The following is a 20,165-nucleotide window of genomic DNA, read 5'->3' on the forward strand; positions in this document are numbered from 1 at the left end:
GCAATCAGTTCACACCTCGAGGTTTGCGTGTGTGAGTATGAATTAGATATTCCTGACTGTCGACTAGAGGACGACCTTCGGAATCGCGAGAATGCAGCGTGTATGTGCCATCTCCATCCATCCACCAAGAAACTGTTGAATCAGCCATTTGCAAATCAATGTATTGAATCAACGCCTCCACCTGGTCTGGAGCGCTTATGCGAACCAGTGTTTCAACGCGGCGATCAAGATTTCGATGCATCAAATCGGCCGAGCCAATCCACACTTCTGGGCCACTTGCAGGACCATCGCCAATTTGCGGACCGCAAGAATTAGCAAAAGCATAGATTCGGCTGTGCTCAAGGAATCTGCCAAGAATAGAGCGAACTCGAATATTCTCGCTCAATCCTTCAATGCCAGGCTTTAGCGAGCAAATTCCACGCTCAACAATGTCAATCTTTACTCCAGCTTGAGCCGCGCGGTACAAAGCGTCAATCGTCTTTTCGTCAACAACAGAATTGACTTTAATCTTAATCCACGCTTCTTTTCCAGCAAGAGCCGCTGCCTCTTCCCTGCGAATTCGCTCAATAATGCCCGTTCGAACTGTGCGAGGAGCCACAAGCAAGCGATGGAAACTAGACTTTGGAGCGTAACCCGAAAGCTGATTAAACAAGCGAGTCAAATCTTGACCAACTACAGGATCGCAAGTAAGCAAGCCCAAATCTGTGTAAAGGCGAGCCGTCTTAGGGTTATAGTTGCCAGTACCAACGTGGCAATAGCGGCGCAATCCTTCGGCTTCTTGGCGAACCACAAGCGAAAGCTTGCAATGCGTCTTCAATCCAACAATGCCGTAAACAACGTGAACGCCTGCGCGCTCAAGCTTACGCGCCCAAGCGATGTTAGCGTCCTCGTCGAATCGCGCTTTAATCTCAACAAGCGCAAGAACCTGCTTGCCAGCGTGTGCTGCGTCAACAAGAGCGTCAATAATTGGCGAATTGCTAGACGTGCGATACAGCGTTTGCTTAATTGCAAGCACCTTTGGATCTGCCGCCGCTTGCGCCAAGAACGCCTGAACAGAAGTAGAGAACGAATCGTAAGGGTGATGAAGCAAAATATCATGCTCGCGAATCGAAGCGAAAATATCTTGCGCATGGCTAGTTTCAACTTCTGCAATTTGGCGATTTGTAGTAGGAATAAACGGACGATACTTCAAATCTGGGCGATCCAGCGCTTGCAACTCAAAAAGAACCGTCATATCTAGCGGCGAAGGCAAACGATATACTTCTTCTGGGCTTACGCGCAACTGATTAGCCAGCAACTGAGACAAGAATGGGCTAGCTTCGTCGGAAATCTCAAGACGAATAGGCGGCCCAAAACGACGACGCAAAAGCTCCTTTTCCATAGCGTTGAGCAAGTTTTCTGCATCGTCTTCCTCAACGTCAATATCTTCGTTACGCGTAACGCGGAAAGATCGCGCTTCTTTAATAATCATGCCTGGGAAAAGCGATTCCAAATGTGCTGCAATCAACTTTTCCATAGGAATAAAGCCGTAGCGCTCTTCGCGACCCTCTTCGTCGGTTAAATCGTCAACTGGAACAAGACGATTCAAATTATCTGGAATCTTTACGCGAGCAAAATGCGATTTTCCAGAATTTGGATTCTCTACAATAACAGCCAAGTTAATAGACTTGCCAGAAATATATGGGAACGGGTGTGCAGGATCCACTGCAAGTGGCGTTAATACTGGGAAAACCTGCTTGCGATAATAGTCTGAAAGTCTATCTTTTTCGGATTGCGTAAGCTTGTCCCAACTGAGCATAACAATGCGCTGCTTAGCAAGCTCTGGCAAAATGTGGTCAATAACATAATGCGCATGCTCATCTTGACGACGATGTGTAACCTCGCTAATTGCTCGCAACTGCTGACGCGGGCTAAGCCCACTTGCAGCGGTTACTGCGATTCCTGAGTCGATTCTGCGCTTTAAGCCTGCAACTCGGACCATAAAGAACTCGTCTAGGTTGGAAGCAAAGATGGCTGCAAAATTAGCGCGTTCAAGAAGTGGTAAATCAGTATTTTGCGCTAACTCAAGCACGCGACGATTGAACTTTAACCAGCTAAGCTCGCGGTCAAAGAAGCGATCTTTTGGCAACGGTAGCTCGCCCTCACGAGCTTCACGCTTTTCTGCCTTTTCGTCTTCGGCGATGTGCTCTGCAATTTGACCGCGCAGAATCGCCTTTGAGGGAGCGTCAAAAATTTGTACCATACTCCGTAATTGTATGCGCTGTAAGGGAAGTGCGCGACTGAGTGTCGGCAGCTGCGCGTGCTCGACACGCCGATAATTGCAATATGTGAACGCATCTGAACATGACAACCATTGCATATTCACAAAATGATGCAAAACCATCTATTTTTTATGTGCGAATGAACACTAATTACAATATGCGAACAAAGATGATTTTGTACTTTACTAAAGAACAAAAAACAGTAATAATAAGAATCACAAGAACAAATTAAAAGAGCGGTAGACCACAGAAAATGTATGGATGTTAGATTCCAATTACGTTGGACGGATACATAAGACTTTACCGTTGCAACGAGGATGTTGTGCAGATAGAACCGCTGAAGATTGTTTTTGTAAGTAAGAGGCTCGCCAGTGTGGCGGGCCTCTTTTGATATATGACTATTTGATATTTACTCGCAGTGTCGTGTTCATAGGGGAAACTATCAAAGAATAATTGTTGGAATAATAATTGCTGGATTCATTTTCTTAGCTTCTTTGAAAATGAGATGTGGTACAAAAGCAAAAGCAGCAAAACAATTAAGAAGGATCGAAGGACCATGCAACACTCATTTACAGTAATGTTGGCAGCTGAGTTTATTGGCACTGCCATTCTTATGATTTTTGGCAATGGAGCCGTTGCCAATGTTGAACTTAAAAACACTAAAGGTCATCACGCAGGCTGGCTAAACATTGCTATGGGCTATGGTTTTGGCGTTATGTTCCCAGTGCTAATGTTCGGTGGAATTTCTGGCGCGCACATAAATCCTGCTATGACAATTGCGCAAGCTGTTTGCGGAATGTTCCCTTGGGCAAACGTACTTCCGTATATTGTGGCTCAGCTTTTGGGTGCATTGGTCGGTCAGCTTATTGTGTACGTAACTTATTTGCCACATTACAACGAAACCGAAGAGCCAGAGGCTATTCTTGGCACGTTCTGCACTACGGATGCTTACAATAACAAGCTTAACTACTTCCTAAACGAATTCTTTGGCACGCTCGTGCTTGTTTTGGCTGCGCTTTGCTGCCTTACTTCTCCTTGGGGAGAGAAGAATTTGGCTGGAGCATCAATCGTAGTCGGCTTTGTTGTTTGGGGATTGGTGACTTCTATGGGTGGTCCGACTGGTCCTGCTTTGAATCCTGCTCGAGACCTTATGCCGCGTTTGCTCCACACCATTTTGCCTATTCCACACAAGGGTTCTTCTCGTTGGGGCGAGGCGTGGATTCCAGTCGTAGCCCCTATTGCCGGCGCAATCTTGGGCGTGCTTATGTTTAAGTCGCTATTTGCATAAAACAGTTGCTTTTAACTGTTATTGATTGTGATTAATTGCGGTTGTAAGAAGCGCGTGATGCTAGTATGAATGCGTTACGCGCTTTTTATTTTGCAAGTTTATGTTTTGCAAACTTGTGCTCATTAAGAAAGATTTTAAGAAAGATATTAGAAAGACGAAATCATGTTTTCTAAGTCACCTATTGCAATTGGTCGTTTTGCGCCGACTCCTTCTGGGCGTATGCATATTGGCAATATGGTAGCAATGTTGGCTGCTTGGCTTTCTGCAAAGTCGCAAGGTGGAAGCATGATTTTGCGTCTGGAAGATCTCGATATTGCTAGAATGCCAAAAGATGCAAGCGCGCGAGTGATTGACGATTTGAAGTGGGCTGGGCTTGATTGGGTTGGTGAGCCGACCTATCAGCATGAGCGCACTGCACTCTACCAAGAAGCTCTTGATGCGTTAGAATCTTTGCAAGACGGAGACGGGAATTCCCTGATTTACCCGTGTTTTTGCTCGCGTTCCGATATTCGCGCGATTGCAGCGCCGCAAGAAGGCGACGGCTTTATACGCTATCCCGGTACGTGCAGAAATCTTCGCAAAAATGCGCAAGGCTTGGCGCAAATCGAAAAGCGTTTGCAAAATAATCAACAACATTCTTTGCGGCTTGCTGTACCGACTGCTGATTTAAACCAAGCGAATGTGAGTTTTATAGACGCGATTTTTGGTGCGCAATCGTTTAACATTAATCGCGACTTGGGAGACATGGTGATTCGTCGCGCGGATGGCGTGTTTTCCTACCAGCTTGCGGTTGTTGTTGACGATGTGCTTTCGGGAGTAAACGACATTGTGCGCGGACGCGATTTGCTGCGTTCGGCGGCTCTTCAAATTTGGATTGGTGAGCTGTTAGAAAAATCGGGATTTTTTGCGGCTAACGGCGTGCATTACGTGCGTCCGCAATTTGCGCACTTGCCACTAATTGATAACGCTCAAGGCGAGCGACTCGCAAAAAGCAAGCATTCACTAGATGTTGGCGCACTTCGTGAATCTGGCTGGAGCGCCGAGCGCATGATTGGTTACTGCATGTATCTTTTGGGATATAAGAATCCTGAGCAAACTCGCCCAGCAGATATGAGCGCTGCAGATGCGCTCGCGTTATTTAAAAGCGACGAAACGCCGTGGAATTCTGTTCGCGCAAACTTAGCAGACAAATCCGTGCCCTTCCTCGACTAAACTATGTATTTAGAATGATAGATTGGGGCAATAAATGGCATATATGACGCAAAAAGATTTAGCGAATACTGAGGTAGATTGTGTTCGCGCGCGTCAAATTGCCGACGGCGTGCACAGCGTGCAAGACGCCATTGCTCAAGCCGAATCGCGTTACGGGCGCAAAGCTGGGTCTGTTACGCTGCTTGCTGCAACTAAAACGCGAGATGTTGGCGAAATCATGGCAGCGCTCAGAGCAGGAGTGCGCGTAATTGGGGAAAATCGTCCGCAAGAAATTGTTGCAAAAGCAGAAATTTTACGCAAGGAAGCTGCGCGCGAGAATTTAAGCGTTGGTGTAAACGGCGAAATTCCGCTCTACTTAATAGGTCAGTTGCAAAGCAATAAAATAAACAAAGTCTTGCCTCTTGCAAATGGGATTCAGTCGGTTGATAGCATTGATCTTGCGCAAAAAATATCTGCTCGCGCTCAAAATTTGGGACTTCGCGTAGACGTTATGCTGGAAGTGAACGTTTCGGGAGAAGTTACGAAATCCGGATGCGCGCCAGAATGCGCGATTGACGAAGCGCTCGCTATATCTAGCTTGCCGGCGCTTAATTTGCGCGGATTCATGACGCTTGGAGCGCGCGTGGATGATGAAAAAATAGTGAGAAGTGGTTTCGCAAAATTGAGAGAAATTAGAGATTGCGTGAGTGAACAACTCGCACAAGATTATGATGAAGACTCTGCAAAATTAGAGCTTTCAATGGGAATGTCTGGCGATTTTGTGTGGGCGATTGCCGAAGGTTCGACGATGGTCCGAATCGGTTCGGCAATCTTTGGCCCGCGCGCATTTGTGTAGTATTAAGTTTTGTCTAGCTTCTGATTTTCATCTTTTACTTTTATTGCCGTTACGCATGCATAATCACATTGCGCAGCGAACCAATACCATTTACATGCACAATCGCTTCGTCGCCAGCGTGCAAAGTTCCTGCTGGATACGGCGTTCCAGTCAAAATAACATCTCCTGGAAGAAGCGTTGAGAAGCTTGAAATCGCAGCAATTTGCTCTGGGATACTGTGAATCAATCGCGCTGTAGTGCCGTCAGCTTCCGGAACATTTTCGCCATTAAGCGTAAACGAGATATGCGCGTCTCGCCAATTTAGCTCGGTTGTAATCCATGGACCAAGTGGGCAAGACGTGTCGAATCCTTTTGCGCGCGTAAACATTGGATCGCTGCCTGCGCAATCACGCAAAGTCACGTCGTTTACACATGTAAAGCCAAAAACGTAGTCCATTGCCTTATCTACCGACACATTTTTGGCGATTTTGCCCATAACAACAGCCACTTCTGGCTCAAAATTCATATCGTTCGAAAAAGCCGGAATAACAATCGGATCGTCAGGTCCTATTACAGATGTGCTCGGCTTTGTAAAAATCACCATGTCTGCTGCCGTGTGACTTGACAACAAAGCAGAAGATGCGCGCTCTTCAGCAGAACGCGTATCGTAGTTTTTTGCCAATCCGTAGACTTTTGAAGGAATTACTGGTGCAAGCAGGCGCACGCCATCGGCGTCTAACTCGTAGCGCTTACCTGTTGGTTTAACTCCTTGAGGGCTTAGTGGATGGCCTTCTAGCGCTACTAAATAATCCTTACCGTCTGCTTCGTCTTTTTGAACGAAAGCGTACTGCGGAACTTCATTATACGAAAAACGTGCAATTCTCATATTTTTAAGATTACGACATATTTAATACTTAGGAAAATACTTAGGAAAAGTCGCAAGCAACCGTTGTATAAGGAAACGCCACAAACATCTTGAAAACAAAACTTGAGTGTAGTAGACTCAAGTTTTAGAAATTGACGGAATGTGGTTTGAGCGTAATTGCAAAAATTGCACGCAAATCACCTAAAATCCGCTAGATAGCGGTGCAAATGGGGGTAAATATGGAACAAAAGTTTACAACCTTAGCGCAAGATGCATTAAGCGATGCTGTGCAAAGCGCGGCGGCAGCTGGCAATGCGCAAGTAGATACGTTACATTTGGCAGATGCCTTACTTCGCCAAGAGCAAGGCGTAGTGCGCGCGCTTATTGCACAGGCTGGTGCAGATGCGCAACAAATCGGCGCTGAAATTCGCAACGCATTAGTGGCACTGCCTTCATCTACTGGCTCAACTACAACTAAGCCAGACGCAAGCCGTCAGCTTTTAGCTGCTTTAAGTCAGGCAGAAAAAGAAATGCGCGCAATGGGAGACGAATACGTTTCTACAGAGCACATGCTTATTGGCATAGTTGCAAGCGCGCCGAATGCTGTTGCGGATATTTTCAAAAAGCACAATGTTTCTGCAGACGCGTTGCGCAAGGCTGTGCCAACTGTACGCGGAGGCGCGAAAGTTACAAGCCCAGACGCGGAAGGCAACTACAAAGCGCTCGAAAAATATTCGGTTGATATGACTGCGCGCGCTCGCGAAGGAAAGCTTGACCCTGTGATTGGGCGAGATCAGGAGATTCGCCGCGTGATTCAAATTCTTTCTCGCAGAACTAAGAACAATCCTGTGCTAATTGGCGAGCCAGGCGTTGGAAAAACGGCAGTTGTAGAAGGATTGGCTCAGCGAATTGTGGCAGGAGATGTGCCTACGACTTTGCAAAACAAGCGTCTTATCAGCCTCGACTTGGCTTCGATGGTTGCAGGTTCGAAGTATCGCGGCGAATTTGAGGAACGCTTAAAGGCAGTGTTGAAGGAAATTCAGCAATCAGACGGTCAAATTATTACGTTTATTGACGAAATTCACACTGTTGTTGGCGCAGGATCTGCAGAAGGTTCAATGGATGCTGGCAATATGCTTAAGCCAATGCTTGCGCGCGGTGAGCTGCGCTTGGTTGGTGCAACTACGCTTAACGAGTATCGCGAGCATATTGAAAAGGATTCGGCGCTTGAACGCAGATTCCAGCAAGTGTTTGTTGGCGAGCCTTCTGTTGAAGATACGGTGACGATTTTGCGTGGACTTAAGCAACGTTACGAAGCGCACCACAAGGTGACGATTAGTGACGATGCAATCGTAGCTGCAGCAACGCTTTCAAACCGCTATATTACTGGCAGACAACTTCCAGATAAGGCGATTGATTTGGTTGATGAAGCGGCAGCTCACTTGCGTATGGAGCTTGATTCTCAGCCAGAAGAAATCGACGAATTGCAGCGCAAAGTTACGCGTCTTGAAATGGAAGAAATGCAATTAAAGAAAGCAGAAGATGCTGCTGCACGCGAACGCTTAGAAAAGTTGCAGGAAGAATTAGCAAACTCGCGCGAAAAGCTTACTGGATTGAAAGCGCGTTGGGATGCGGAAAAAGCTGGCCATAACAAGGTTGGTGATTTGCGAGCGCAACTCGATGCTAAGCGCGTAGAAGCCGACAAATTCACGCGCGAAGGCAATTTGGAGCAGGCAAGCCGTATTTTGTATGGCGAAATTCCAAGCATTCAAAAAGCTTTGGAAGAAGCGGAATCACAGGCTGCTAATGCTAAGAGTGAAGCGAAAGAGCCAATGGTCCCAGACCAGGTTGATGCCGATTCTATTGCAGGAGTTGTTAGCGAATGGACTGGCATTCCTGTTGGTCGCTTAATGCAAGGCGAAAATGAGAAGCTGCTCAACATGGAAAAGGAGCTTTCTAAGCGCGTTGTTGGCCAAAGCGAAGCAATCCGCGCTATAGCGGATGCTGTGCGCAGAAGCCGTGCTGGAATTGCAGACCCGAATCGCCCAACTGGTTCGTTCCTATTCTTGGGTCCTACTGGCGTTGGTAAGACGGAGCTTGCAAAGGCTCTTGCCGACTTCTTGTTTGACGACGAGCGCGCAATGGTTCGCATTGATATGAGCGAGTACATGGAAAAGGCTTCCGTTTCGCGTCTAATCGGTGCTGCTCCTGGTTACATTGGCTACGAGGAAGGCGGTCAGCTTACTGAAGCTGTGCGCAGACGTCCGTATTCTGTAGTGCTTTTTGACGAAGTTGAGAAGGCACATCCAGAAGTATTCGACGTTTTGTTGCAGGTTTTGGATGATGGTCGTTTGACTGACGGACAAGGTAGAACGGTTGATTTTACGAATACGATTTTGATTATGACATCAAACTTGGGTTCGCAATTCCTTGTGCAAGAAGGCTTGGACGATGCTGCTAAACGCAAGGCTGTTATGAACGCTGTTCACGCTGAGTTTAAGCCAGAGTTCATTAACCGTTTGGATGAGCTTGTTATGTTCCATCCGTTGAGCCGCGAAGAGCTTGGTGGAATTGTGTATATTCAAGTTCGCCAAGTGGCTGCACGCTTGAGTGACCGCCGCATTAGCTTGGATGTGAGTGATTCTGCTCGCGCTTGGCTTGCGGAGCATGGCTACGATCCAGTTTATGGTGCTCGTCCGTTGCGTAGATTGGTTCAAACGGAAATTGGCGATCAACTTGCGCGATTGCTGCTTTCTGGCAAGGTGCATGATGGCGCTCGCGTAGTTGCGGATTGTGAGAATACTAGCGACCATGTAACTCTCAAGATTGCGTAATATATGCACTATTTAATGTAGTCAAATAAAACAAAGCGTGCTGTTTATTGGATTATTTTCCATTAGACAGCACGCTATTTTTGTATCTAAATAAAAAATATTTGTAGAAGGAACTTGAAATAAAAAGGTGGAATCCCCCTTAATTTTTCAAGTTATTGCTGATAATTGGCATTATAGGATATGCATATCTTTTAAAATTTTAATTGGTTTTTATAAAAATCTATTTTTTTTTCATATTAAATTATCATAAAATATATGTACTTATTCAAGGCTGAATACGTTATGAAGCAGATTGAAAATGGAGATACGAATATGTTCGCAAAGAAAGGATTTGCAATAGTTGCGCTTGCTACTATTGTTTATGCTGTGCCAATTTCAGCTTATGCTCAGATGAGTGGTTCTGTAGTTGGAATAGACAGAGAAAATATACGAAGTTGTAGGTAAGTAGTCTAGTTATTAAGTGGTGAGATATGCAACAAGAATCATTTATGGGCTCAGATGTGCAACTTGTTAATGTGAATTTTTCGTATGGGAAAAAACAAATTTTGCATAATCTTTCTATAGATTTATCTTTTGGCATATGTGGTCTTTTGGGGCCAAATGGTGCTGGGAAAACTACTCTGCTTAACGTTATAGCGACGATTTATGCTCCCTCTAGTGGAAAACTTTTTGTTCATGGCTTTGACGTAACTTGTCGTGCGGAAAGGGCTAAAGCTCGGTCAAATATTGGTTATTTGCCACAATCATTTGAACTTATGAATGCATCGAGTGTGTTAAAAAATGTTCAATATGCCGCATGGGCGCGAGGTTTATCGTGGAGCGCTGCGTATCAAGCTGCTTGGAATGCTCTCAAACAGGTTGGCTTGGAAAAACAAGCACATCGCATCGTTGCTAAAATATCAGGAGGTCAGCGTCAGCGTGCTGGTATTGCTTGTGTGATTGCTAGTCAGCCTGCAGTACTAATACTTGATGAGCCTACTGTTGGTTTAGATCCTGAGCAGCGTATTGATATTCGTAATTTTCTTAAGTCTTATTCGCAAAAGCATACTGTTATTGTTAGTACACATTTAGTAGAAGATTTAGCAGTAATTGCGGATCGGGTTATAGTTCTTAATGAAGGAATTATATTGCTTGATGGGAAAATGGATAATCTTCTTCAGTATGCTAATCGTGAAGATCTTATGGTAACTCCATGGGAATCAGGATATAGGCATTTGCTATCTAAATTTCATAAAAGTGAGTAGTAGCAGTAACTGGATATGTATAGTTTCTTATTTTGTTAATGTGGTAGTGAGTAGGGATGTGATTAAATATGCGTCAATATTCTAACTTTTTAACTGAATTCAGATTTTTTACGAAAAGTCATAAGAAGTGCACGATTGTTTCACATATTATGTCCCCATTATCTCTAATAAGCAGTTGTATTTTTAGCTTATTTTTGATTGCATATCCTATTTTTTTGGGTGTGGCAAATTTTTTAGCGCATAATAATAATTATGCGCTTTGGTTAAGAATTGATGTCACATGGATGCATTGTTTGTCTGATATTGTTGCTTGCATTTTTGGCGCATGGTGTTCATGTAAAGCTTGCTCGCCCAGATGTTTGGTCAATTCTGCGTGGTGTGCAGGAAAATCAGCCAGTCGTTACGCTATTCCTATACTAAAAGGCGCTATACTGTGCAGTTTGTTATATTGCGTAAGTATATTGCCAACAGTAATTCAGAGTGATGTAAATATTACAAATTTTCCGTATTTTCCACTATTGTGTGGAGGCGTGACGCCGAGTGCATTTTTTGCAATTGGTTTTACTTTAGGGGTAATTATTGGCAATCGTTGGGCAATTGTATTATCAGCTTTATTATCTTTTGCAATAATTTGGTGCTGTATTTATGGCGTCATTATAATGCATAATGGCGTTATCCCTCAGGGAGATATTTTTCCTAGATATTGGGGTAGTAGTTTATACGCAATACTTCCAGTGTCGGATGCTGGTATTGGTGCTGAGCCTGGTTTGCGAATGAACCCATGGTTGGTGACTTTGCGCATATTCTTTGTGTGTGTTGTTATCGTTTCATGCATTCTTTGTTGCGCGCATATTAGATATTTTTGGCAAAAGGGATCTTATTGGTGCATAAAAGCAATAAGTATTTCTTTAATTATGCCAATAGTATGTGCTTGTTGTATAGCTATGTGGGGTCCAAAACCTTGGATTCGCTCTGGACCTTTTGTGCCTCAGTGTACGACGTTTAAAGATACTGCTTTTTCTGTTTGTGTACATCCTGAAGAAGCTTATATTCGTAAACTTCGTGCTGTTAAACATTTGAAAACTGTTGCTTCTTGGTTTCCTAAGAATCAGAGAGATTCGCAAGGCAAAGGAATTGTGCTTGTGCTTGGAAATGCGTTTACTCCAACAAATACTGAAAAATCTTGGAATCTTACTAATAGTGGTTTAATAAAGTTACGTAATCTTAAAGCTACTGTTATTCAACAACAAACAGATACATTTGTTAGGCGTTCTGAGAAATATGGTGATATGACTGGTATCGCTCAAGAAGTGTTACAAAGATTTGTGCCTGCAAAATGTGCATCAAATGCTATGAAAGAAGTATATGTAAAAAAGAATCTTGATTCAAACGCTTCTGTTACAGCATTTTTGCTTGCTCAGCTTCCTTCTCGTATAAGTAATGATGTGTATGGGTCATATGGATTTATTCCAGGTGAAGCAAACGATAAAGTGGCTATGAGTATTAATAATGCTGATGATGCTAAGCTGAAACAATTTGTAAAAAATCATGTTAAAGAACTTAATCAATGCCGCATAACTCCACAACAAGTCTTATCGGAACTTGGTGATAAGCATGAAAAATAATTTTCGCGCTTGGCTTGAAGGTAGGCATTATATTGTTGCAATCGTTGCAATTTTATTGTCCGTAGTCCTTCCCTCTTTAATGCTTGTTATATTCAGATCATTTGTAACGCAGTTGCCAGTTTATGTTGGTTATATTTGTTTGCCGGATTCTGCTAATGTGCATAATGCGGTAGGAGGTATAACGTTTCAATGTCAATCTGGTAGTAGTGTTGTTAATTTTGTTGTTCCTCTGTATGAAGTTATTGTAGTTGGGTTTATTGCCGCGGCATTCGTTTGTCTTGCTCCGATTATGGTATCGTGGGAACGTTTCGTGATGAAAAGGTTGCGAATATATGCATTGAGTGCTGCTTTATTGTGTTTGTTTGTTTCATTTGGCGCTTCAGTGTTGATTGTTCGTATAGTTGACTTGCAGCTATTTAGTACATTGCAGATGATTTTAGGTAATGCGTGGATTGATATTGTGCTCATAATGATTGGATTAGCCTGTTTTGGAAGGTTTTACGGTCTTGCATTTGGTGTCTTTTTAGTGGTGATGAATATTGCTACACAAGGTTTGCAAAGTAAAATTGGATTGATTTTGCGATGGTATCCTTCTGGAACTTTGCCTGTAATTCCTGGACAATCCATATTGTTATACGTCATTGTTGTGCTTACTGTAATTGCAGTTTGCCTATGGAGCGGCACGTGTGGACGTGGATTGCTTTATTTTGAACGTGCTTAAAAGACGTGTCTAATTATGTTTCAAAAGTCAACTCAATAGTGTTTAATAGAACGTATGTTCGATAATATTGTGATGTTTGTTTTAATGGTGGTTGCTGTCGTAATAACCGCCATTGTTGTGCTGGCTATTGTTAAGCACAACAATGGAACGCAAGGCTCTAATGGCGTAAGCCAACGCGAATTTAACGAATTGCGCTCGCAGTATGAACAAGCGCGCGCTCAAGCGCAGGAAAATGGCAATCAAGCTATACGGTATCGCACTCAAGCAGAGCAGCTTGCTGAGCGATTGAAATTTGTGGAGTCTGAGCTGCTAAAAGCGCAGCAAGCAGAACAATTGCGAGTGAATCGCGAAGAACAATTGCGTGCAGAGCGAGAAGAACGCGAACGATTAAATCGTGAAAAAACTTTGAAAGAGCAAGGTAAAGTCTTGGAAGCGCTTGCTCCAGTAAAAGACAATCTTGAAGCTCTGAAGAATAAAGTTTCGCAGATTGAAGAAGGACGCAAGCAAGAAATGGGTGTGCTGAGCACTCAGCTTAAAGGCTTAAGCGAGCAGCAAACAAGGCTTGACCGCGAAACTAGTTCGCTTTCTGCAGCATTGCGTAATAACAAGGTTCGCGGAGCTTGGGGTGAGGCTCAGCTAAAGAATATTGTGGAATCTGCAGGTTTGCTTGAGCACGTTGATTTTGATACGCAGGTTGTTGTAACTGGAGTAAATGGCGAACAGCAGAGGCCAGATATGGTTGTGCATCTGCCAGGAGGCAAAACAATTCCAGTTGATGCAAAAGTTCCATATGCGGATTATCAGCGTGCTTGCGAAATCCCAGATAACGCAAGTGACGAAGAATTAGCTAGAAGGAGCGAGCTTCTAAAAGCGCACGCTAAGGCTTTGCGAGAGCATGTTAGAGTATTAGGAGCTAAAGCGTATTGGCAGGCTTTTGAAACAGCACCAGACTTTGTAGTTGCATTTATTCCAAACGAAGCGTTGCTTCAGGCGGCTCTTGAAGCGGATCCAACGCTTATGGATGATGCCTTTGCGCAAAAAGTAGCACTCACTTCCCCAGTTACTTTGTGGGCTGTGCTTAAGTCTGTTGCGTACGCATGGCAGCAGCAAAGTCTTACAGATGATGCGAAAGAACTTTTCGATTTATCTAGAGAATTGTACGATCGCTTTGCGGTTCTTGGAGAAAATGCTTCAAAACTTGGCGTATCTTTGGCAAGAACAGTTGCAGCTTACAATAAGTTTGCTTCCTCGCTTGAGTCGCGAGTGTTGGTAACAGCGCGTAAACTTCAGAAGTTAGATCAAAGTAAAGTTATTGCTTCAATAGATCTTATAGATTCTGATAAAGCTGATGTTAAAGAGCTGAGTGCTCCGGAAGTATCAGTAGAAGATCGTTAAGCATAAAAACATTAAAGCATCAAAAATTGAACAACTCTAAATGCTAAGGAGTGCAAAATGACAGAATTACAAGAAGAGCGCGCGGAACTTAAGCGCATGCTTTGTGCGGATATGAGTGCGAAACCATTTAGTGAACTGTTTTCTGTTACATTTGCTCAGCGCGGCTCCAAGTTGGTTGGTGATGTTCTTTTTGATGCAATTGAGAAAGCTGGGTATTCGTTAGAACGCGATGTTGACGCAGTTGGAGCGTTAACTGCTGCTGCAGTGCCTATGGTTTTTGCGCTTATTCATGCTGCAGAACGTAAAGGAATTGCACTCGACGGCTTTGTTATGGATTTTGTTTTCCCTGCAACAAAAGGTCCGTCAGTTAAAGGCAAGCGAGTATTGTTATTTGACTCTTGGCTTTCTGAAAAATCGTATGTTCAAACTTCTTCGCTTGTGACTTTACGACACGGAAATGAATTAAGTCTTGATTTTGGCATTGTTAATCAGCAAGGTGCGCAAATTCTTGCTATAGTTGCATTAATTGGTGGTGTTGACGCCGACGAACAAGGCACAAGGCATCTTCAATTAGTAAATCCAATAAGTGAGGAGAGTACTAAAATGGCATTTGTTCAAGCTTTCAGTGAAGAAGAATTACGCGCAGATGCAAATCACGAAGATTGCTGCAACGATCATTGCTGCGGCGGTCATTGCAAAGTAGAGTGCACGGGCGATTGTGCTCACGATGGCTGCACTGAGCCATGTTGCGAAGACAATTGCTGCGGCGGTCATTGCAAAGTAGAGTGCACGGGCGATTGTGCTCACGATGGCTGCACTGAGCCATGTTGCGAAGACAACTGCTGTGGCGGTCACTGCAAGTCAGACTGCACAGGAGATTGCGTAACAGACGGCTGCCAAGACTAGCTGCAAAGACTAGCTGCCAATACTAAGCAAAAGTATTAAACGGAGCAAAACTTATACATGCACGAACCGAATCCAATTACTTTGGCTGCAAAAGCTTCCGATGAGCCAGAATTCCGACCTATAGGAGTTGGCCCATGGGAAGAAGAACATCCAGGTGAGCCTCGTCCAGATAATCCAGAATCGCCAAATTACGATGTGCGGTTTAGCGCTGAATTACTAGACGAAGGCGACCAGCGTAACGTCTTAGATTGCTACCGATACTGGAAAGTAGAAGATATAAAAGCGGATCTCGATTCTAAAGGCCGTCATGAGTTTGAAGTAGCTGTAGAAAATTGGACTCACGATTTCAACATAGGCTCTATGGTTCGCACTGCAAACGCGTTTACTGCGAAAAAAGTGTATATCGTAGGGCCTCATAAATGGAATCGCAAAGGCTCGTTAATGACTGAGCTTTACCAATACGTTGAGTGCTGCCCAACTATTGAAACTCTAGTAACTAATTGGCGCGAAAATATAGCACGAGAAACAGAAGAAGCGCATCAACTTTTGCTTAAAGCACAAGCAGATGGCAATAAAGAAGCCGAAAAAATCGCAAATATCAAGGAACAAGACGCTAAAAACGCTCGCGTTATAGCGCTCGATATTATTCCAGGCGCAGTTGCTATGGAAACCTACAAGTTCCCTAAACGTTGCCTTATGCTTTTTGGCGCGGAAGGTCCTGGTCTTTCTAAAAAAGCACTAAAAATGGCGGATGACGTTGTTTACATTTCGCAATTTGGCTCTGTTCGCTCGCTAAACGCAGGAGCAGCCGCAGCTGTTTCCATGCACGCGTGGATTGCGCAACATGCAGCACCAAATTGCTGAATCTTAATAAGAGATTAATTAAAATTTCATCAGCAAGATCTCAACAAAAATATTAATCAAAATGCAGCAGCCTGTACTCATAAACACTTACATTTTAGGTGTATTTTTTTTTATTTGTGATATTGTTAATTTATGTTAGAATTTCAACATATTACAAAGCGTTTCGGCGCAAAAACAGCGCTTAACGACGTTTCTTTCGTCGCCGAAGACGGCAAAGTCACAGGCTTTTTAGGACCTAATGGCGCTGGTAAATCTACCACCATGCGTTGCGCGTTAAATCTTATTCATGCCAATAGTGGTACTTCTCTTATTGACGGAAAACCTTACGCAAAAATCGTATCCCCAATGACAGAAGTTGGCGCAGTTCTTGACGCAAAGTCTGCTCACAGGGGCCGTACGGCTTACAATCACCTGTATTCATTGGCTTTAACTCACGGAATATCAAAAAAGCGCGTTGACGAAGTGATTGATATTACTGGATTATCAAGTGTTAAAACCCGCAAAGCAGGATCTTTCTCGCTTGGTATGAGCCAGCGTCTTTCCATTGCGGCGGCTCTTTTAGCAGATCCGCACAATCTTATTTTGGACGAGCCAATTAACGGCTTAGATCCAGAAGGCGTTAAGTGGGTTCGTGAATTATGCAAGTATTACGCAAGCGAAGGCCGTGCAATACTTCTTAGCTCGCACTTAATGAGCGAAGTTGCGCTTACTGCAGATAACCTTGTGATTATTGCGCATGGCGAGATTTTGAAGCGCACAACGGTTCAAGATTTTGTTGACGCACATTCGCAGCACGCTGTGCGACTTGTAACTCCAGAAGGCGAAAAGCTAAAGCAAGTGCTTGCTCAAAATCATCCTGAGTGCAAGATTTTGCCAGATAATCGCACACCTCAAGACGTTCAAGAAGGCGAACTTTTTAGAATAACAGATTGCGAACTAAGTCAGATTGCGCGAGAAATTGCGGATAATCAAATTTTGGTATATCAGCTTAATTACGAGCACGCGTCACTTGAGGAAGCATATTTGGCTCTTACACACGGTCAAGAGCAGTATGTAACGAAGGCTGTTCCTAGCAGCGGCTCGAAGCCGAGTGAACAAAAGCCGAGTGAACAAAACGTAGAGCAATCTAATAATGAGGAGAGTGCAAAATGAGTGAGCAAGTAGCAAATCAACAAGTGCAATCTTCTGAGTTCAACGCACACCAATCCAACGCGTACAAAACAGGCCGCAGCATGAACGCTCAACACTTGCGCCTAACATTTATGCACACGCTTAAATCCGAGATTGTTAAGTTGCGCGGACTTGCATCCACCTGGTGGTGCATGGCATTAACAATTGTTTTGCCAGTAATCTTTAGCTTTATTATAGCGATTGTGCAAAAAGCAATGTCTAAAGTTGACATTAAGAATGGAGCAAATCAAGGCAAATCAAGCGCTGCAATTACTGTTGGGCCGAGCAATAAAAGTAGCCTTATTGCATCTCAAGATAGCATTTTCCACTTAGTTATTAGTTTTGCTTCTGTATCTTTGATTGTTCTAGCGATTTTTGCAGTGCTTGCTGTAACCGCGGAGCATTCTACAACTTCGATTCAGGCTTCTCTTACTGCTGTACCTAGAAGGGGTATGTTCTTTACGGCTAAATTTATTGCTGTTGCAATCTACGTTTTTGTAGTGCAACTTATTGCAATGGCAGTTTCGCTAGGCGCTGCAGAATTAGCCTTTATAGGAGACAACACTTCTGGATTATCTGGAAGCAACGCGTGGAAATTGCCTCTTACGCTGTTTCTTGGCGCTCCTGCAATTATGGTTGTTGTAGCAGCAATGGCGTACGGCTTTGGCATGATTTGCAAGTCAACTGCTGGCGGAATTATGTGCGTTATTGGAGCCGTGATGATTTTGCCTAGTGTTCTTAGCATTATTATGTTTGCAAGCAATTTCGCGAAGTGGAATTCAATACTTATACAGCTTTTGCCAGCCACAGCGGTGGAGAAATTCTTGGGCGGCTCCCCTAATTCGGGTGCACAGCTTCCACCAAACGCATATGTTTTTACATGGTGGCAATCAGGCTTGGTGGTTCTTGCTTGGGGCGTAGTCATGTATGCAATTGGCCACGTTGTGGAAAAGCATCGCGATATTTAGCGCGATATCTAAAATATTTAAATATTCTGCAAATAATATTTTGCAAAAACAATAAGGGCTTTATCTCGTAACTGACTACAAGATAAAGCCCTTTCCTGTGTTTACTTTTCTATTTTTCTATTTATGAATTCAGTCGTTCTTTACAGTTTCAGCAACGCGAGGCCACAAGGTTGTGCCCCAGTTGCTAATAGTACGCTGACGAACTAGTGGCAAATCAGAACGGTCATATACTGTGCGCCATGGTTCCCAAACCAAACCAGTCTTTTCAACCAACTTGATTCGTAGATTGCGTACATTTCCTTTGAACTGAATAGTGGTGTTGAAGTGAGCTGTACGATACTTACCATTGCCTTCCCAAGCGCGAGAACGCACGTAAGGAGTGCCGTCAATTTCGGTGCCGTACTCATCCCAGTAGATGTAGTAGCGAGCTACATAAGCTCCACGGTGGTCCAAAGTCAAGTAGCCATTGCGATAAGAAGAAACCTTCGTTTCAATATAATCGCTGTTGGATTGCAAAGTTGCTACTTCGTTATCCTTGACGAAGGAAGTGGTGTATGCAATTGGAACCGCTGGGCTAGAGGTGCTCAAATTTGCACCTTCCTGAATCAAAGCCTTAAGCGTATCGATATTGCCTGTAATAACTTTAGCTGCACCATTAGCGCTGCCACCAAGAATCACTGCAGTAACAGAAGTATTCTGGAGAATGCGATGGAATTCGGTGTTTGGCTTGATTTCTACGCCCTTAATTGCTGCTTCTACCGCAGCCTGGAAATCAGTGCTCTTGCTGGTGGTATCGAACTTTACGTACATTGAGCGACCATAAGCTACGTTTGACACGTAAACTGGTGGGCGCTTGTTGTCAACGCCACGGTTCTTCAAGCTGTCTGGCGTAGTGCAAGGAGCAAAGAAATCTGCTGGGCTATCTGGTGCATCAACGCTTACGGTGTAGTAAGTTTGCTTGAAGTTCACAATTTGAGTCTGCTTCTCACCCTTGTGTACTGCATCGAAATCAATCTTCAGCGGAACACCAATCTTGGCAAAATCAGCACCAAACTTAGCCTTGAGCTGGTTCATGCTTTGTGCGCTTGCAGAATCGTACTGCATGCGAGCTGCAACATGATGACTTGCTCCATATTGTGCATTCCACTTAGAAACTAAGCCGTTCACTGCGGAAGTTACAGAGCTCTTGGTTGGGCGCTGAACAGTTACAGCACTTTCGCCGCCGTGGAATCCCGGCAAATCAACGCTCAACGTTATTGGAGCGCGGTTTGCAGAAATCAGGCTTGGCATATTGTCCATCAAATTCTTATCAGCACGGAAAAGAGCACCTGGGTATACGCGATCATCGTTGGCGGAAGTAACCGACAAATTTGAAGTTGTATTGGTGATGTTCTTCTTCTGATGCTCAACAACAACGAATTCACCGTTCTTGTTGAAGCTGTCGCTGGAGAATTTGTTCTCAATGGTTTCGCCATGACGGGCGAGAATGTTTGTTTTATCGTATTGCAAATCCCACAAATAATTATTCAACGAGTCTTTCTTAGCTGCGCAAGATGTAGCTGGTTCAGAATCCTTAGCGGAAGGAGCGGCCATTGCTGGTGCTGCTAAGCATTGTGGAACAATAGTTGCGCCCGCGAGGAGCAACATTGCTGCATTACGGTAGAACTTTGTACTCTTCATATGTATCCTTATATTATGATATTTTCTGTTATTTTTTATGAGATACCGTAACTTATTTGCTTCTATGCATGGCATGCTTCGCTACATTAGCTTAATATCTCATAGCATCTTATTATTACATGCTTTTTTATTTCTGGGATAGTGAAATAAAACAAATTTTTTTATTCTGCAAATAAACGTATGAAGAAGGTTGGAATGCCAACATTCTTTTATTGAATTATTTACATTTCATGGCGTGTTGACATGCATAGACCTTCGTTTTCACATATTTTATACTCGTTAATTTTATGAAAACTGTATGTGACAATAATTGTTATT

At 43.8% G+C, this 20,165-nt stretch carries 17 protein-coding genes; 14 read left to right on the top strand and 3 right to left on the bottom strand.

The window, feature by feature from the left end:
* Positions 1-4 precede the first annotated feature (4 nt).
* Positions 5-2,242, bottom strand: coding sequence for an RNA degradosome polyphosphate kinase (locus tag P0106_RS04870; protein ID WP_004114108.1), 2,238 nt, complete (start codon positions 2,240-2,242; stop codon positions 5-7).
* Positions 2,243-2,817: 575 nt separating this feature from the next.
* Between P0106_RS04870 and P0106_RS04875 the strand changes: the two genes are divergently transcribed.
* The 3 genes from P0106_RS04875 (at position 2,818) to P0106_RS04885 (ending at position 5,596) form a co-directional block, all read left to right on the top strand.
* Positions 2,818-3,549 (top strand): MIP/aquaporin family protein, encoded by a 732-nt coding sequence (locus tag P0106_RS04875; RefSeq protein ID WP_004116393.1) that lies wholly within the window; start codon positions 2,818-2,820, stop codon positions 3,547-3,549.
* 162 nt (positions 3,550-3,711) lie between these two features.
* Positions 3,712-4,761, top strand: a complete 1,050-nt coding sequence (locus P0106_RS04880) for a glutamyl-Q tRNA(Asp) synthetase (protein WP_065189706.1) — start codon at positions 3,712-3,714, stop codon at positions 4,759-4,761.
* A 34-nt stretch (positions 4,762-4,795) separates the two neighbouring features.
* Positions 4,796-5,596 (top strand): YggS family pyridoxal phosphate-dependent enzyme, encoded by an 801-nt coding sequence (locus tag P0106_RS04885; RefSeq protein WP_101886652.1) that lies wholly within the window; start codon positions 4,796-4,798, stop codon positions 5,594-5,596.
* A 49-nt stretch (positions 5,597-5,645) separates the two neighbouring features.
* Here P0106_RS04885 and P0106_RS04890 read toward each other — a convergent pair whose 3' ends face one another.
* Positions 5,646-6,461, bottom strand: a complete 816-nt coding sequence (locus P0106_RS04890; protein ID WP_421785949.1) for a fumarylacetoacetate hydrolase family protein — start codon at positions 6,459-6,461, stop codon at positions 5,646-5,648.
* Positions 6,462-6,679: 218 nt separating this feature from the next.
* On the opposite strand from P0106_RS04890, the gene clpB reads away from it, so the two are divergent.
* The 11 genes from clpB to P0106_RS04945 all read left to right on the top strand — a co-directional run bounded on the left by clpB (position 6,680) and on the right by P0106_RS04945 (position 18,167).
* Positions 6,680-9,274, top strand: a complete 2,595-nt coding sequence (gene clpB / locus P0106_RS04895; protein ID WP_473730516.1) for an ATP-dependent chaperone ClpB — start codon at positions 6,680-6,682, stop codon at positions 9,272-9,274.
* Between the two features lie 255 nt (positions 9,275-9,529).
* Positions 9,530-9,718 (top strand): hypothetical protein, encoded by a 189-nt coding sequence (locus tag P0106_RS04900; RefSeq protein ID WP_016812439.1) that lies wholly within the window; start codon positions 9,530-9,532, stop codon positions 9,716-9,718.
* 44 nt (positions 9,719-9,762) lie between these two features.
* Positions 9,763-10,518: an ABC transporter ATP-binding protein gene (locus tag P0106_RS04905; protein WP_032836330.1), complete on the top strand. Its 756-nt coding sequence runs from the start codon at positions 9,763-9,765 to the stop codon at positions 10,516-10,518.
* Positions 10,519-10,791: 273 nt separating this feature from the next.
* Entirely contained in the window at positions 10,792-10,938 is a 147-nt protein-coding gene (locus P0106_RS04910) for a hypothetical protein (RefSeq protein WP_162860817.1), read from the top strand.
* Positions 10,939-11,048: 110 nt separating this feature from the next.
* Positions 11,049-12,143, top strand: a complete 1,095-nt coding sequence (locus P0106_RS04915) for a hypothetical protein (protein ID WP_101887801.1) — start codon at positions 11,049-11,051, stop codon at positions 12,141-12,143.
* Positions 12,133-12,864 (top strand): hypothetical protein, encoded by a 732-nt coding sequence (locus tag P0106_RS04920; RefSeq protein ID WP_004137763.1) that lies wholly within the window; start codon positions 12,133-12,135, stop codon positions 12,862-12,864. Before P0106_RS04915 ends, P0106_RS04920 begins: the two co-directional genes overlap by 11 nt.
* A gap of 54 nt (positions 12,865-12,918) precedes the next feature.
* Complete coding sequence (locus P0106_RS04925) at positions 12,919-14,259, top strand: DNA recombination protein RmuC (RefSeq protein ID WP_004137617.1); 1,341 nt, start codon at positions 12,919-12,921, stop codon at positions 14,257-14,259.
* A 57-nt stretch (positions 14,260-14,316) separates the two neighbouring features.
* Positions 14,317-15,165: a hypothetical protein gene (locus tag P0106_RS04930; protein WP_473730517.1), complete on the top strand. Its 849-nt coding sequence runs from the start codon at positions 14,317-14,319 to the stop codon at positions 15,163-15,165.
* 57 nt (positions 15,166-15,222) lie between these two features.
* Positions 15,223-16,029 (top strand): TrmH family RNA methyltransferase, encoded by an 807-nt coding sequence (locus P0106_RS04935; RefSeq protein WP_004116368.1) that lies wholly within the window; start codon positions 15,223-15,225, stop codon positions 16,027-16,029.
* Positions 16,030-16,161: 132 nt separating this feature from the next.
* Positions 16,162-17,181, top strand: a complete 1,020-nt coding sequence (locus P0106_RS04940) for an ATP-binding cassette domain-containing protein (protein ID WP_004573631.1) — start codon at positions 16,162-16,164, stop codon at positions 17,179-17,181.
* Positions 17,178-18,167 (top strand): ABC transporter permease subunit, encoded by a 990-nt coding sequence (locus tag P0106_RS04945; RefSeq protein ID WP_473730518.1) that lies wholly within the window; start codon positions 17,178-17,180, stop codon positions 18,165-18,167. Before P0106_RS04940 ends, P0106_RS04945 begins: the two co-directional genes overlap by 4 nt.
* 129 nt (positions 18,168-18,296) lie before the next feature.
* Here the strand turns inward: P0106_RS04945 and vly are convergent, their stop codons facing one another.
* On the bottom strand, positions 18,297-19,847 hold the full coding sequence (gene vly / locus P0106_RS04950; RefSeq protein ID WP_004573633.1) for a cholesterol-dependent cytolysin vaginolysin: 1,551 nt from the start codon (positions 19,845-19,847) through the stop codon (positions 18,297-18,299).
* Between the last annotated feature and the right edge of the window lie 318 nt (positions 19,848-20,165).

The organism is Gardnerella sp. c11Ua_71, from assembly GCF_055818025.1.